19 protein-coding genes are annotated in these 13,833 nt (G+C 30.6%); 2 read left to right on the forward strand and 17 right to left on the reverse strand.

The features are described from left to right. Positions 1-16 precede the first annotated feature (16 nt). From GQF29_RS17345 to GQF29_RS17360, 4 genes are all read right to left on the reverse strand, one after another. Positions 17-631: a J domain-containing protein gene (locus tag GQF29_RS17345; protein WP_008789551.1), complete on the reverse strand. Its 615-nt coding sequence runs from the start codon at positions 629-631 to the stop codon at positions 17-19. Beyond that, positions 631-1,464, reverse strand: coding sequence for a DUF5685 family protein (locus tag GQF29_RS17350; RefSeq protein ID WP_008789550.1), 834 nt, complete (start codon positions 1,462-1,464; stop codon positions 631-633). Before GQF29_RS17350 ends, GQF29_RS17345 begins: the two co-directional genes overlap by 1 nt. Before the next feature lie 594 nt (positions 1,465-2,058). Next, the gene (locus GQF29_RS17355) at positions 2,059-3,030 is read right to left on the reverse strand and encodes an aromatic acid exporter family protein (protein ID WP_008789549.1); all 972 of its coding nucleotides are present in this window, start codon (positions 3,028-3,030) and stop codon (positions 2,059-2,061) included. Further along, positions 3,027-3,773: an alpha/beta fold hydrolase gene (locus GQF29_RS17360; protein ID WP_008789548.1), complete on the reverse strand. Its 747-nt coding sequence runs from the start codon at positions 3,771-3,773 to the stop codon at positions 3,027-3,029. The genes GQF29_RS17355 and GQF29_RS17360 overlap by 4 nt, the downstream gene beginning before the upstream one ends. 124 nt (positions 3,774-3,897) lie before the next feature. Here GQF29_RS17360 and GQF29_RS17365 point away from each other — a divergent pair, with 124 nt between their 5' ends. Continuing rightward, positions 3,898-5,226, forward strand: coding sequence for a replication-associated recombination protein A (locus GQF29_RS17365; protein WP_117598774.1), 1,329 nt, complete (start codon positions 3,898-3,900; stop codon positions 5,224-5,226). 178 nt (positions 5,227-5,404) lie between these two features. Here the strand turns inward: GQF29_RS17365 and GQF29_RS17370 are convergent, their stop codons facing one another. Together GQF29_RS17370 and GQF29_RS17375 are read right to left on the reverse strand one after the other, a co-directional pair. Continuing rightward, on the reverse strand, positions 5,405-5,836 hold the full coding sequence (locus GQF29_RS17370) for a cupin domain-containing protein (protein WP_054325124.1): 432 nt from the start codon (positions 5,834-5,836) through the stop codon (positions 5,405-5,407). Positions 5,837-5,952: 116 nt separating this feature from the next. Then, positions 5,953-7,704 carry a 1-deoxy-D-xylulose-5-phosphate synthase gene (locus tag GQF29_RS17375; protein ID WP_008789545.1) on the reverse strand — a complete coding sequence of 584 codons (1,752 nt, stop codon included), beginning with the start codon at positions 7,702-7,704 and terminating at the stop codon, positions 5,953-5,955. A gap of 117 nt (positions 7,705-7,821) precedes the next feature. Here GQF29_RS17375 and GQF29_RS17380 point away from each other — a divergent pair, with 117 nt between their 5' ends. Continuing rightward, a complete protein-coding gene (locus GQF29_RS17380) occupies positions 7,822-8,241 on the forward strand; it encodes a MerR family transcriptional regulator (RefSeq protein WP_008789544.1) in 420 nt (139 codons plus the stop codon). A gap of 340 nt (positions 8,242-8,581) precedes the next feature. Here the strand turns inward: GQF29_RS17380 and GQF29_RS17385 are convergent, their stop codons facing one another. The 11 genes from GQF29_RS17385 to GQF29_RS17435 form a co-directional block, all read right to left on the reverse strand. Beyond that, positions 8,582-8,845: a hypothetical protein gene (locus GQF29_RS17385; RefSeq protein ID WP_054688550.1), complete on the reverse strand. Its 264-nt coding sequence runs from the start codon at positions 8,843-8,845 to the stop codon at positions 8,582-8,584. Between the two features lie 9 nt (positions 8,846-8,854). After that, complete coding sequence (locus GQF29_RS17390; RefSeq protein WP_054325123.1) at positions 8,855-9,235, reverse strand: SHOCT-like domain-containing protein; 381 nt, start codon at positions 9,233-9,235, stop codon at positions 8,855-8,857. Between the two features lie 17 nt (positions 9,236-9,252). After that, positions 9,253-9,615, reverse strand: coding sequence for a DUF2089 domain-containing protein (locus GQF29_RS17395; protein WP_054325122.1), 363 nt, complete (start codon positions 9,613-9,615; stop codon positions 9,253-9,255). A 184-nt stretch (positions 9,616-9,799) separates the two neighbouring features. Next, the gene (locus tag GQF29_RS17400; protein ID WP_008789540.1) at positions 9,800-10,270 is read right to left on the reverse strand and encodes a cupin domain-containing protein; all 471 of its coding nucleotides are present in this window, start codon (positions 10,268-10,270) and stop codon (positions 9,800-9,802) included. Continuing rightward, positions 10,263-10,568: a hypothetical protein gene (locus GQF29_RS17405; protein WP_054325121.1), complete on the reverse strand. Its 306-nt coding sequence runs from the start codon at positions 10,566-10,568 to the stop codon at positions 10,263-10,265. Before GQF29_RS17405 ends, GQF29_RS17400 begins: the two co-directional genes overlap by 8 nt. Before the next feature lie 24 nt (positions 10,569-10,592). Beyond that, positions 10,593-10,844 (reverse strand): VOC family protein, encoded by a 252-nt coding sequence (locus GQF29_RS17410; protein WP_054689151.1) that lies wholly within the window; start codon positions 10,842-10,844, stop codon positions 10,593-10,595. 132 nt (positions 10,845-10,976) lie between these two features. Beyond that, positions 10,977-11,390, reverse strand: coding sequence for a DJ-1/PfpI family protein (locus GQF29_RS17415; RefSeq protein ID WP_202086408.1), 414 nt, complete (start codon positions 11,388-11,390; stop codon positions 10,977-10,979). Positions 11,391-11,422: 32 nt separating this feature from the next. Then, the gene (locus GQF29_RS18925) at positions 11,423-11,557 is read right to left on the reverse strand and encodes a type 1 glutamine amidotransferase family protein (protein ID WP_272898065.1); all 135 of its coding nucleotides are present in this window, start codon (positions 11,555-11,557) and stop codon (positions 11,423-11,425) included. Positions 11,558-12,260: 703 nt separating this feature from the next. After that, positions 12,261-12,629: a VOC family protein gene (locus tag GQF29_RS17425; RefSeq protein WP_008789535.1), complete on the reverse strand. Its 369-nt coding sequence runs from the start codon at positions 12,627-12,629 to the stop codon at positions 12,261-12,263. Between the two features lie 147 nt (positions 12,630-12,776). Beyond that, positions 12,777-12,887 carry a hypothetical protein gene (locus tag GQF29_RS19080; protein ID WP_367400814.1) on the reverse strand — a complete coding sequence of 37 codons (111 nt, stop codon included), beginning with the start codon at positions 12,885-12,887 and terminating at the stop codon, positions 12,777-12,779. A 434-nt stretch (positions 12,888-13,321) separates the two neighbouring features. Continuing rightward, positions 13,322-13,756 carry a DUF3788 family protein gene (locus GQF29_RS17435; protein WP_117598770.1) on the reverse strand — a complete coding sequence of 145 codons (435 nt, stop codon included), beginning with the start codon at positions 13,754-13,756 and terminating at the stop codon, positions 13,322-13,324. Positions 13,757-13,833: the final 77 nt, after the last annotated feature.

Below are 13,833 nucleotides of genomic sequence, written 5' to 3' on the forward strand. Positions count from 1 at the left end.
ATGAATCTCCTTTTCTTTATCTACAGCAGCAAGCTGAACATAATTGAAACATTAAAATACTATAACAGCAGTTTGCCATACCAGCATATGGTGAACCATATGTCTGTTGACCTGTACGATATTGTCCTTGACTTGATTGTAATTGTTGAACCAAGAATAAATATTGTAAGTTTCCAGGTTCCATTTGCGCCGCTGTTTGTGCATATTCTAAAGCTGTAATATTATTACCAATACCATTCATGGCAACAGCACTATAATAAAACCACATTGCATTACGCGTTCTCAATTGCTCCAAAACATTTAAAGCATCCTGAAAACGTCTAGCATTAATATAGGCTGCTGCATCATTAAAGGCAGCCTGTTCATTTCCATTATACTGATAAGTTGACTGGCCAGATTGACCATTCGCTTGTGTTCCACCATAATTTTGATTTGTAAACCCTCGTTTACGACCATCCATAATAGTTTTATACGCATTTTGAACCTGTTTAAATTTTTCAGTGTATTCAGCCTGATGAACACTATTAATATTAGCATCTGGGTGATATTTTTTACTTAACTCACGATATGCTTTTTTGACTTCGTCATCACTAGCACTTGATGATACACCTAACACTTGATATGGATCCATTACTTCTTATCCTCCGCTTTTTTGTTCCTTTTTATTTCATATTTCAGCCAAACACCACTATATAAGATATTTCTCATTAATGGTGCATTTTCTATAATCGGTAAACATTCAAACACTTCAGCTGATTTTGAAATCATCATTTCTAAAATAGAATAACAATAATCATCAAAATCATCTCTTTTATAATCATCCAAGAAAGGGTTATATCGTTTCTTTTTTATGTCATCTTCAATATCATCATAAGCATCCATAAAATAAATGAATTTCCCTAGATAAAATCCCAATTCATATAAATCATCACGCCATTCATCATCCTTATAAGCACAAATCTCACCCATAACCTGACCAAAGTATTGAGATATTTCATCTAAATTATGCATCTTCTGATTTTCATATTGATGAATTTGTCTCAGACAATTCTCAATTTTCTCAATCTTATCTGGATATTCATCTTTTATTTTTAAATAACATTTCTCAATCCATTTCTTATAAATATTCCTTGAAACACGCTTCTCATCCAACCAATCATCCTCACACTTATAATAAGTTAAAACGATTGTCATTTGTGCCGCATAATCAATACATTCATTAAAACTTTTCAAATATTTATGAATAGGATGCAATAAGCAATGAGACATTTCTTGTTTTGTTTCTGGTTCATATAAACCATTCAGCAACAAGGCTACAAATGTTAAATCATAGTTTAAAGATACCTGCCCTTTATAACCATATTTCTCTTTTAATGTTTGACATAATCCACAATAAAAAGAATGATAGATATCAAACTCTTTAAACTTTAATTCTGGTTTATTAATGACAACATATCCAAACATCTCTCGTCCTCTTTCTTTATGACTTATCTATCATACCACTTTTTTTATACGATTGTCATTAGTATAGGACTCAGATATTAACTATACATGAACAAAATTAAAAAAACCGTAAAAAAATATCTATCCAAATTAAAAAAACACACAAGTGTGTCTGTATTTTTCAAGTATTATTATTTATAACTTTTTAGCACATGTCATGATGTAGTCTCTTTTATTGGTTGATATCATTTGTTTTACTTGGTTTAATACCAATTTTTGATTCCAAGATTTTTTTGCATAGACTTATGATCGAGCACATGTGAGTTTTCTAGAGTGCATCTTTAAAATATCTCATACCGCCTTGATAATCAGAATAAACATAAGTATAAATGATTGTTTTCATAAATTTATCATATATCTTTTGAATTTCTTTAGACATATGGTTTCACATGCAAATTGAAATCTAATATATCAATAAGGATGGCTATGACTTTGCCAATTGATAAATTTTATTACGAGTAATCAATATGGTTTTTGGATAACTTTGATTTGTAAAATGAATGAATATATTCTGTACATTTATGATAAGCGCTCTTTCAATTAATCATATTCTCTTTAAGAAACAGAATGCATACAATAGGCTCCCTTTCCACAAAAGTTAGATTTTAAATCTAAAAATTTTTCAAGATAGCATAATATTGTATATAACATAGCTCGATTTTCAAATTCTTCACGTGTTTGTGGTAATTCATCGTGTTGATAATGTTTTTTTAAAATAGATAACTCCTCTTTTAAGCCTTCAACATCATTATTCTCATGATATTCAAAAGACATCTTATTTATAAAATCAGACATATCTAAAGCTTGATTCCCCACAAAATCAATACGAACAATGAAATCATATATATCTTTAAGGACATTAATTTGTTCTTTCCTCATTAATAAATATTGAAGTTCATATTTTGTATCATTTAACAATCGATTATTCACTTCAGCGTAAGTTTGTTTCGTCATCCTTTCAACCAATTCAAGAACATTTTCAAATTCATCAAATAAACTTCCTTGTTTTTGCTCCTTTAATAAACAAGTTGACATTCTGACTAACAATTCCTTTATGTTTTGATCTAATTCAAATAATGATTGTTCAATCTTTGTCCTTTGAGAAGGCATATATAGATTAATCAAAACACCTATAAGTAGTCCAATCATAAAAATTCCAAATTCGTTTTGAATCCAAAACAAATTCATAGATTCTTCAATTAAATAATGTGTTGCAATAACAGCATTCATAGCAATTCCATCCTCTAAATGTCCTAAAAAAGAAAGACCAATAAATATGAATAGAAAAATCGCAAAACTCATTGCACTATAACCAAAAATCAAAAAAACAACATAGGCACATATGAATGCCAGAAAAAAAGATAAAACTCTTTTTAAACAGATTTGAAATGTCTCTTTACGTGTATTTTGAATTGTTAACAAACCTACAATTCCAGCACTTGCTGTGTATTGCAATCCAAAACATTGTGCAATAGTCATTGCCAAAAAGAACGCCAATGCCATTTTTATAACTTGTAATTGTTTCACTCAACCAACTCCTCTTTATTAATAAAAGTTTGACAAAATAACTGAACAACTTGTTCCTGTTGTGCTTGAGCTGTTATTGTTGCAACTCCATCTCCAGATTGTTCACCATAATTCCCATAATAAGCATGATTACCCCCTTCAATAGTAAATTCTATTGTATTTTGTGGAAGATTTGGAAAATAATTTTGATATTTACCCATATTTAAAACTTGATCCTCAGTCCCATAAAAACTCAAGACCTGCAAAGATGTTTCCGATAAATCTTGAGTAGAATAAGCCCCTAATAAAACCAAGCCTTTCAAATTATTTTCATGATTAAAAGCATAATTTGCTGCCATTGCTCCACCTAAAGAATGCCCCATCATATACCAATTCTTAATATTTGGAAAAGCTGCAATAATCTTATCTGCAGCATTGCTATCAAATATAGCCAATCGAAATGGCATTTTGACTAAAGCGCACATATATCCTTGCTGTGAAAACTTTTGCATTAAATTTGTATATGCCAACTCATCCACTTTTGCTCCAGCATAAAAAATAATGCCACCTTTATTCTCGCCCTTTGGTTGGAAAATATAACTGCTTATATTGTCTTGATAAGACATTTCCTGTGTATTTTGTATATAACTTGCTGGTAAAGCCTCAGCATGATAATAATCATTAACGTATATAAGAAAGACTGTTACCAAGACAACAATTCCACCTGCAATGACAATACATATTTTCTTGATTCTTGATTTCACTTTTTTGCTCCTCTTTTATTGAATTATAAAATAAGTATAGCATAAACATCCTAAAACATCACTTAATCAACTTTACTAATTTTTTGAAAATGATAAAATAGAAACAGAAAGTATAGGTGATTATATGGAACAAACATCGCTTTTTCAAAATCAAAGCCAAGAACCTTTAGCCAGTCGTTTGAGACCACAAACATTATCAGATTATGTGGGACAAAAACATCTTATTGGACAAGGAAAAATATTATGGCAGTTAATAGAGCACGACCAAATTTCCTCTATGATTTTTTGGGGTCCACCCGGAGTGGGAAAAACGACATTAGCAAGAATCATTGCCAATTGTACGCAATCTGAATTCATTGACTTTAGTGCCGTCACAAGTGGCATTAAAGATATCAAGGCAGTTATGAAACAAGCACAAGAAAAACAAATGATGGGCATAAGAACAATTGTTTTCGTAGATGAAATTCATCGTTTCAACAAAGCGCAACAAGATGCCTTTCTTCCTTATGTTGAACGTGGAAGCATTATTCTCATAGGCGCAACCACAGAAAATCCTTCTTTTGAAATCAACTCTGCCCTATTATCGCGATGTAAAGTCTTTGTTTTACATGGTCTTGAAATTGAAGATATCTTAGATTTATTAAAGCATGCCTTATCGAGTGAACAGGGATTCGGTAATGAAAACATTGAAATTGAAGAAAATGGTTTATACATGATTGCATCTTTTTCTAATGGTGATGCTAGAATGGCATTAAACACTTTAGAAATGGCTGTTTTGAATGGAGAACAACAAGAAAATAAAATCGTCATTTCTCAAAAAATCATTGAAGAATGTACCAACCGCAAATCCTTTCTCTATGATAAAAAAGGCGAAGAACATTACAATATCATTTCAGCACTACATAAGTCTATGCGTAATAGCGATGTTGATGCTGCTATATATTGGTTAGCCAGAATGTTAGAGGCAGGCGAAGATCCTTTATATATTGCAAGACGTTTGGTAAGATTTGCAAGTGAAGATATTGGGATGGCAGATAGTCGTGCCCTAGAAATTGCTATTGCTGGTTATCAGGCGTGTCATTTTCTTGGCGTTCCTGAATGCAATGTGCATCTTACACATGTTGTTACATATCTTTCATTATCTGTAAAGTCAAATGCATTATATATGGCTTATGAATCTGCAAAAAAAGATGCTTTAGACACTTTAGGTGAACCTGTTCCTTTACAAATTCGCAACGCTCCAACAAAATTAATGAAAGAGCTTCATTATGGTGAAGGATATCAATATGCTCATGATTATGAAGATAAAATTACATCTATGACATGTCTTCCAGACAAGATTGCTGACCATCATTATTATCATCCTACAATGCAAGGCAGCGAAGCTAAAGTTGCTGCTCGTTTACAAACAATTCAAAATTTACGCAATAAACATAAAAACAGAAATGAATAGAATTATCTCCTCATACTCTTAACTATTCTATTATCTACTACAAAAAAACTCTGAGAAGGGAATAAATGAATCAGTTTTCATCTCTTCAAAGAGTTTTTTTATATACAAAGTTTTTCAAAGTATCTCACTGTACAATCTTTCAAATTTCAAAAAATCCTATCACTTTATTTGAAATTATTTAATCCTCCATAGCTTCCATTTTTGTCTGATGAATGGTTCCATGAGGGTGATGGGGAGGAGCATAAACAGTTGATAATTTAAGTGGGCAATTCCCAATGTTTATAATATTATGCCATATTCCAGCTGGAACAAAAACCGCATCACCAACACATAACTCCCATTGTTCATTTAAACAATCCTTTGAATCTCCCATTTGTGCTAAAGCATATCCTTCTTCAACACGAATAAATTGATCAGTATCCTCATGTCTTTCAATTCCTATATCATCACACAGAGGAATACACATTAAAGTCATTTGTAAATTCTGACCTGTCCAAATTGTTGTACGATAATAACTGTTATATTCAGCTGCCCTTATGACATTCGTTGCAAAAGGATATGGTCCAAAATCTGTTGATGTATGACATTGACAATTTTGATAAGAATCCATTTTTCTTTCATCATTCTCCTTTTATAAGTTTGATATCTTTTTAGATACCTATTCTATCTTATGAAAGAAGATCACTTCACAGTTATATAATTTGTACCTATTCTCAGAACAAGCAATTATTTTATCAATGTAAGAATATCCTCAACAATCAGATTTGCATCTAATCGATTTTCAAGCAATAATTCATATGGATCATAACGATCATAAAACTTCTTTTTTAAACCATAATTTTTAACTTTCATATTTGTTGGACCGTAGTATGAAGCTACTTTTTGTCCATATCCACCCTCAATAATTCCATCCTCTAATGTTATAACAAGAGAATGACTCATCTTTAATTCATCTAATAAGTCAATATCTAATCCGTGAATAAAAACAGGATTAATCAATGTTCCATAAATATCATGCTGTTTTAAAAGATCTATCACCTGTTCACCAATGAAAAAGAAATCTCCAACAGCAATAATAGCAATATCTTGACCTTTTTTAACAACTTTAGATCTCAAAATTTTATAATTGGTTGTATCAGCAACTCCTTTTGAAATGACTTCCATATGAGGAACCTTAATGGCAATAGAATGGTCATTTTGTTCAATAGCATAATCTAACATTGCAAAGTATTCTTCTTTATTTGTGGGAGCTAAATAAGTTAAATTTGGAATGTTAGATAATAATGGAATATCAAAGAAACCTATATGTGTTTCATCATTCATACCAAAAACCGATCCCCAGAAAACAAGCAGAACTGCTGGATTGTTGTTAATACATAAATCTTGAGAAATTTGATCATATGTTCTTTGAATAAATGTACTAAAAACACCATATACTGGCTTTCCTCCATTTTTAGCAATTCCTGAAGCGAAAGCAACAGCATGCTCTTCAGCAATACCAACATCAACAAATTGCTGACCAGCAATCTTTCTGTTATTTTCATTCATTCCAATTGCAACTGGTGTTGCTGATGTAATTGCCACAACTCTTGAATCATCTTTCATTTTTTTGAGGAGATATTTGCCAGTGAGATCATTATAATTTTCTTTAGTTTCATTAGATAAATATTCTCCTGTTTCAATATCAAAAGGTCCACCAGCATGAAATTTTTCTTTATTCTTTTCAGCATAATGATACCCTTTTCCCTTGATTGTATGTACATGAATAACAACTGGATAATGACTATCTTTCACTTGACGAAAAATGTTAACCATTGCCTCTACATTGTGTCCATCCTCAACATAATAATAATCAAATCCTAATGCCTTAAATAAATTGTTTTCACTCTTTCCCTTGCTTCTTCTCAATTCTTGTAAATTCCTATAATATCCACCATAATTCTCAGCAATAGACATTTCATTATCATTAATAACAACTATCATATTACTCCCTTGTTCAACGACATTGTTCAACCCTTCATAAGCTTCTCCTCCACTTAATGAGCCATCACCAATAACTGCAATAATATTTTCATGATCACCTTTGAGATCTCTTGCTTTTGCTAATCCACAAGCCAAAGAAATAGAAGTTGATGTATGTCCTATATTAAAAAAATCATGTTCACTTTCTAACGGATTTGTAAATCCAGATACATCATCATATTGCGCTTTATTTAAAAATGCATCCTTTCGACCAGTTAACATTTTATGAACATAACTTTGATGAGAAACATCAAATACAATTTTATCTTTGGGGGAATCAAAAACATAATGCAAAGCAATTGTCATCTCAACCATTCCTAAATTTGGACCCGAATGCCCTCCATGTTGACTCAATTTATGAAGCAAAGCCTTTCTGACTTCTGCTGATAAAATATTCAATTGTTCTAAAGATAAATATTTCAAATCTTTAGAGTTATTTATAGTTTCTAAATACATATATATCATCCTCCTATGAGTTGTAGTCTATCACTTAAACTTAACTTTAAGTCAATACCTATTGATAAATATTTTTATAAGTGCTATTCTAAAGGAAAGCATAGGAGGTATAAAGTCATGTACTATACAATTGGTGAAGTTGCCAAAATGTTTAATCTCACACCTTCTACAATTCGATATTATGACAAAGAAGGATTATTACCGTTTGTAGAACGTCAATCAGGAATCCGCAAATTTTCACAAGATGATGTCAATATGTTAAAAACAATCGAATGTTTAAAAGAAACAGGTATGCCCATTAAAGACATTAAAATATTTAGTCAATGGTGTTTAGAAGGTGATTGCACTCTTAACGAGCGATTGGAAATGTTTTATCAGCGTCGTGAAATTGTTAAACAACAAATGGCAGATTTGCAGGATATTATGGATCATATCGAGTATAAGTGTAACTACTATGAAAAAGCAGTTGCTGCAAATTCAGAAAGCATCCATAAAAATTCAACAAAAAAAGAAATTAATGAATCTATATCTATTTAAAAGGGAGACTATTATAAACATATGTTTTATAATATCTCCCCTTTTCTTTTATCTATTCCATTCAATCATAAAGATTCAGCTATTTTCATCATTCAGCACTCATGATTTAGAAATATACAATGCATTTAATCTTTTTTTAAAAGCGTACATTGTGATAAATCCTATTTAGAATTTTGACCATATCCTTTCACAATTATCTATACTTGATAAAATAATAGTGAAAGCCTTGATATTTCATCTTTAGTATATGTATTTCACCCTTTCATTTCTCACATCTTACTATAAATCAAATGAAAATAAAATGTAAAAAGATTGTTATCTTACAATAACAACCTCATTTTTATAATCTAATGGATATAAATGTTCCATCAACTGCCTCAACATGCAGCATCTCCAAACCCTTATTTTCTTTTAATATATCAATACATTCATTGAGCAATACACTTATAACGTCTTTTGTAACCAAAACATTATATGGTTCAGGTATATAGTGTTTGATATCATCAAACACTATATCAGGAATAAGTTTCACTACAAAACCAATCATTCTAATCGGTATAGGCATAGAAATTCGAATATCACTTGTTCTGATTTTAACTTTCATGATTAGCCTCTATTTATCAACAAAAACTCTTACAACTGTTCCGTCTGCTCCTTCAACGTTGACAAAATCACCTTCAATTTCTTCATCTAAACATTCAGATACTGCTTCCATAATATTAGAAAGATCCATATCTTTCATACAATCATCAGGTATAGGTAATTTACCAGTTGCCTTTAATAACTTTTTAATTGCTCCTACAGGAAACTGAACATTCACCTTATCTCCAGTTTCACTATCAACAATAACACGAAACATCTTCTTATCATACGTATTTTTTGCAACTGATTGTACACTGACATCCAATTCCATGGCTGACATCAGGTCTACCGCTTGCTCTGCTGTCATAGTTCCTTCTTCAACCATTTTCAAAATCCTTAATTTTTCATCCATACTATCATTCTCCTTTTTTATTTTAACTGTGCAATGGCTTCTTCAGCAGTAATTTCACCATTCTCTAAAGCTTTTAAAATTTCTTCTTTCTTGGCAGAGGACTGCTCATTATTCTTTGATTCATATCCAAGTTTCTTGATAATTGCATCTAATTTTGAACGAACTGTCGGATAAGAAATTCCAAGTTCTTTTTCTACCTCTTTAATATTTCCTCTACACCAAATAAAGGTTTCAGTAAAATACAATTCCTCATCAGAAAGATAATCAAATTTACTCAATCTAAAATTATTTTCTATGACCGTCTCACACGAATCACATTTTAACCTGACAACTGTCAATTCATGATTGCAGACCGGGCATCGACTAATGACCTTTTTCACATTCACACTTCCTCTCACTTCTTATCAGAAATATAATACATAATTTTATATATGTCAATGTAATTATTAATATATTTAATATAATTATTAATATATTTAATATATTAATTCATTTATTGTTTGTGTTTAATCAAAAAAACTGATATCCAAGATAACAGTTTCTTTTTTTATTCAATTTCTTCTTTTATATTTCATCATCATAATAATCAACATAATCATTCAACTTATAAAGTCTATTTATATCTTTACCCCAAACACCAATTTTTTTTGATTCCGGATAAATAGCAATATCTATGTCATGATAAGTATCAAAATCAATATATATCAGCATTTCTGTTAAAGATGTGTTAATTAATTGATGAGCACCTTTTTCATTGGCTGGAAAATATAACAGATCACCTGTCGAAACTTCTCTTGTTCCATCAGGTGTCTTTAAAATACCTTGACCTTTGATAATATAAAAAACTTCTTCATTTTTATGATGATAATGATATGGGTATGCAGATTTTTGAGGAGGTATTTCATAGATATTGACAATACATTGCTCAGCATAACCTCTAGGTAAGAAACTTCTTTTATAGTATTCATAGTCTGAAGTTCCTTCTTTATGTTCTAAAGAAAGATCTTCTTTTTTCAAATGCTTCATTTCACTCATTCAAATCACCTTCATTTGAATGTGTTTTATTGACTATCCAATGATCCTCAATACTTTCTCTTGTTGCATAATAACCATAAGGCATATCTTTTAATTCTCCAATTGAAGGATCTATTTCAAATGCTGCCAGAAGTGATATAATCCTAGCTTCATCAGTTTCATGTGTATGACCACATAAAAACTGCCACATCCCATCATCTTCATCATGTGAAGCAAATAAAATAGGTTCATTTTTCTCTAAGACATGACAACATACAATCGTTGCAGTGTTTGGTTCATCTGAAAATGGAAATTTCATATTATGTTTCTCCTTATCACTTATTTATATAGAAAACTCAACAGTTATTCCGTCTGAATCTAATAATCTAAAATAATCAGACTTAGTGGAATGGCAAATAATTTTAGTTGGTGAATATCCTAAATGCAAAGCCCTCTCTCTAAGTGCGTCAAATTTTTCATCTGTTGAATAACTCATGACAATACCACTCATTGACACTTTCTCTGCATCTTTAAATTGAATCAATTCTAACATTGTTTCATTCTTTCCATTTGATAAAAATACAATTTGTCCCATTTCTAAATGCAGATGATTGACTAATTTTAAACCAACTCATTTTTGATAAAACTCTATCGCCTTCTCTATATCTCCTACCATAATCGTTATTAATTTAATTTCATATTTACTCTCCCATATCTCGATGATTACTTATTTATACCCCATAGCTTCTCTTACTTGTTGTGCTTCTTGATAAGATGTTAACATTGTCAGTAATTCAAATGCAACATCTGCTGCTGTTTTCGGACAAGAAGATGTTATAATATTATCATCCACAACCATCCACTCATCACCTAATATAACTCCCAAAGAAGCTAATTCATCACGTCTATAGCCACCTCTTAAATGATAAGTAGTTGCTGTTCTGCCCTTTAAAATGCCGCTTTTGGCAATTGGCAAAGCTGCTACACATACTGATGCGATTGGTTTATGCACCTGGTCAAAAGAACGAATAAGTTGTAATGTTTCATCTTTATAAGCCTCATCATAAAACCCATATTCTTCAAAGCCACCAGGTATAGCTAATGCATCATATTCGTTAACATCAACATCTTTGAGCAACATATCAACTTCTATAGATACACCAAAAGTACTTGTTACATTTTTTTATACCCACAGGTTATGACTTTGATATCATATCCAAAATCATTACGTGCCCAGCCAAATACATCAATAAACGGACTCACTTCCATCATTTCAAAAGCATTTAAACACAACAATAAAATCTTCAATTAACATCCCTCTTCACCTTTCATATTAATACATTCATTTTAACATACATAGATATGAAATTATAGAAAAACAATCACGATTAATATTTATTTAAATAAATATTTTTATCATTGCAATCAAAAGTGATGAGATTACTTATTCTTACTGCTTTCATACATACATTAATAATTCCTATGCAATTATTTTCTTCTAGAGAATTCAACAAAGGCAAATATAATTGAAATAACAGTGAGAACAGATACAATAAGTTCTGCCATATCATTTGCATAATCAACTTGTGCTGGAACCACAATTCCTAAAACTAAAAAATAACAACACCAAACCAATCCTAAAGAGAGCACTAAAAAAGTAATATATTTTAAAATATTTGCTAATTAATCGATCATCTTTGTTACCAATCCAACTTTCCTTTGAGAATACTCTTTGTTTGGAAAGGCAATCTTAAAACCACCTGCAACAAATCCTATAATAATTCCCAATGTTATTCCCCTACAAATTTGATAAACCAATCCCACTGTCCATTACTCCCTTCATATCTTTTATATATTATATCTTATTTATCATCATACAACAAACAATTCATATCGTTCATCCATTTTATAACAATCGAGTTAAGAAATACTTTCAAAAATTACAAAAGACACTATCTTTTCAATAGTGTCATTTCTAACAAATCATATATTTTAAAATAAGTGTAGGATTTTATTGTTTGACTGTACTTAAACAAAATGGATGACCTTCTGGATCAAACATAACTGTCGAAGTATCAAAATATTGAATTTCAGATTTCGTTGCCCCACATTCTAAAGCATGTAAAACACCTTTTTCTAAATCGTCAACCAAAAAATCGATATGTGCCATTTGCTGTTGTTTATCTTTCTGCCATGGCCATACTGGTGCTACATATTCTTCAATTTCCTGAAACGCAAAAATCCAACCTTGAGGAGAGCGTAACCCTGCCCAGCCATTCCCTGAAAGAATTTTTTCCCAGCCAAGTAACTTTACATAAAAATCTGATAATGCATCAGCATCTTTACAATCATAAGCAAAACCTGCAATACCACTAATCATTTCTTCTTCCTCATCTTTCTTTATTGAATATTTTTAATATATCATATCATTTATATAAAAAAACAAATATTTCTAGAAATCACACTAGAAAGTAAATATATCTTCTTACAGTTTCTGTACACTGTTTTTATGTTGTAACAAATTCTCCTAAACACCATCTGAATCCAATGTGAAGATAATTGACTGTGTCAACAAAGGACACCCTATAAGACATCCAGAATATGATATATACATAGGATTGCGAGACAAACGATAAATACCATTACAATAAACTCATCCTTAGAAGGGATGCCAAAACAAATGATAGAGATTGCATAAAGTATTAATCCTAACAAATAGAAAATAGTTCGAATATAGAATACAATTGGCAAATCTATACTGATTAAAAAACATATGTATATAAATAAGAAAACATTTCAAATTTAATATGTCTAATATGCATACATCTCATTTCCAAACATTCTTGGAAAATGAGCATCACGTTTCATCACATCTTTATTAACACAAATCTAATAAGGAAAAAGGAATCACTGTTCATCATTTTTACCACCTTATATATTTAATTTTAAACATATTTGTCTAGCCTTTATTGTATTCAAAAACTCTTTATTCTTACCTGACATGTACGATTACTAATTCACATCAATAAGTTATTTTTAGTAAACTTCTCATGTTTATCCTTCAATTTCTAATTATTTCTTTTTTGTCTTTGATTTTAATCTGCATTTCACAATTAATAACTTTTTAATATCATCTAAATGCTCAGAATTTATTACACGATATTGTATCCACCCACCATCACCACAAGGATATTTATGATCAATGTAATTCTTCATATAATCCTGAACATTATCATAAATACTCTCATATTGCTGTGTAGAGCAGCGAACCATAACAGTAAATGAACCATTTTCTGCAAAAATATCACAAATGAATTTCTTACCCTTACGATGACAAATACTCCAACCATACTCTTTTCCATATGGAAAACGTATTTCTGAAATTGTATCCAATTCTCCTGACAAAAAAGTATGAAGAGAAGTGAATAATTCTGCATTCTTACCACAGTATGAAGCCAATTCATCATGAGTAGGTCGTTTGTCCTTATTTAATAATCTCTCGTACATGTCTTTACCTCCTATCTCATAAACATCTTATGTCAATTGCACTCCACAAATTATCATTTCATTACCAAAACAATATT

The organism is Coprobacillus cateniformis (assembly GCF_009767585.1).
Taxonomy (GTDB): domain Bacteria; phylum Bacillota_I; class Bacilli_A; order Erysipelotrichales; family Coprobacillaceae; genus Coprobacillus; species Coprobacillus cateniformis.

What these genes read in the sequence shown, in the direction of transcription:
- GQF29_RS17345 (WP_008789551.1), bottom strand. Translation starts at nt 631, where the DNA reads ATGGATCCATATCAAGTGTTAGGTGTATCATCAAGTGCTAGTGATGAC.
- GQF29_RS17350 (WP_008789550.1), bottom strand. Translation starts at nt 1,464, where the DNA reads ATGTTTGGATATGTTGTCATTAATAAACCAGAATTAAAGTTTAAAGAG.
- GQF29_RS17365 (WP_117598774.1), top strand. Translation starts at nt 3,898, where the DNA reads ATGGAACAAACATCGCTTTTTCAAAATCAAAGCCAAGAACCTTTAGCC.
- GQF29_RS17370 (WP_054325124.1), bottom strand. Translation starts at nt 5,836, where the DNA reads ATGGATTCTTATCAAAATTGTCAATGTCATACATCAACAGATTTTGGA.
- GQF29_RS17375 (WP_008789545.1), bottom strand. Translation starts at nt 7,704, where the DNA reads ATGTATTTAGAAACTATAAATAACTCTAAAGATTTGAAATATTTATCT.
- GQF29_RS17380 (WP_008789544.1), top strand. Translation starts at nt 7,822, where the DNA reads ATGTACTATACAATTGGTGAAGTTGCCAAAATGTTTAATCTCACACCT.
- GQF29_RS17385 (WP_054688550.1), bottom strand. Translation starts at nt 8,845, where the DNA reads ATGAAAGTTAAAATCAGAACAAGTGATATTCGAATTTCTATGCCTATA.
- GQF29_RS17390 (WP_054325123.1), bottom strand. Translation starts at nt 9,235, where the DNA reads ATGGATGAAAAATTAAGGATTTTGAAAATGGTTGAAGAAGGAACTATG.
- GQF29_RS17400 (WP_008789540.1), bottom strand. Translation starts at nt 10,270, where the DNA reads ATGAGTGAAATGAAGCATTTGAAAAAAGAAGATCTTTCTTTAGAACAT.
- GQF29_RS17405 (WP_054325121.1), bottom strand. Translation starts at nt 10,568, where the DNA reads ATGAAATTTCCATTTTCAGATGAACCAAACACTGCAACGATTGTATGT.
- GQF29_RS17410 (WP_054689151.1), bottom strand. Translation starts at nt 10,844, where the DNA reads ATGGGACAAATTGTATTTTTATCAAATGGAAAGAATGAAACAATGTTA.
- GQF29_RS17415 (WP_202086408.1), bottom strand. Translation starts at nt 11,390, where the DNA reads ATGTTGCTCAAAGATGTTGATGTTAACGAATATGATGCATTAGCTATA.
- GQF29_RS17425 (WP_008789535.1), bottom strand. Translation starts at nt 12,629, where the DNA reads ATGATTAGTGGTATTGCAGGTTTTGCTTATGATTGTAAAGATGCTGAT.
- GQF29_RS17435 (WP_117598770.1), bottom strand. Translation starts at nt 13,756, where the DNA reads ATGTACGAGAGATTATTAAATAAGGACAAACGACCTACTCATGATGAA.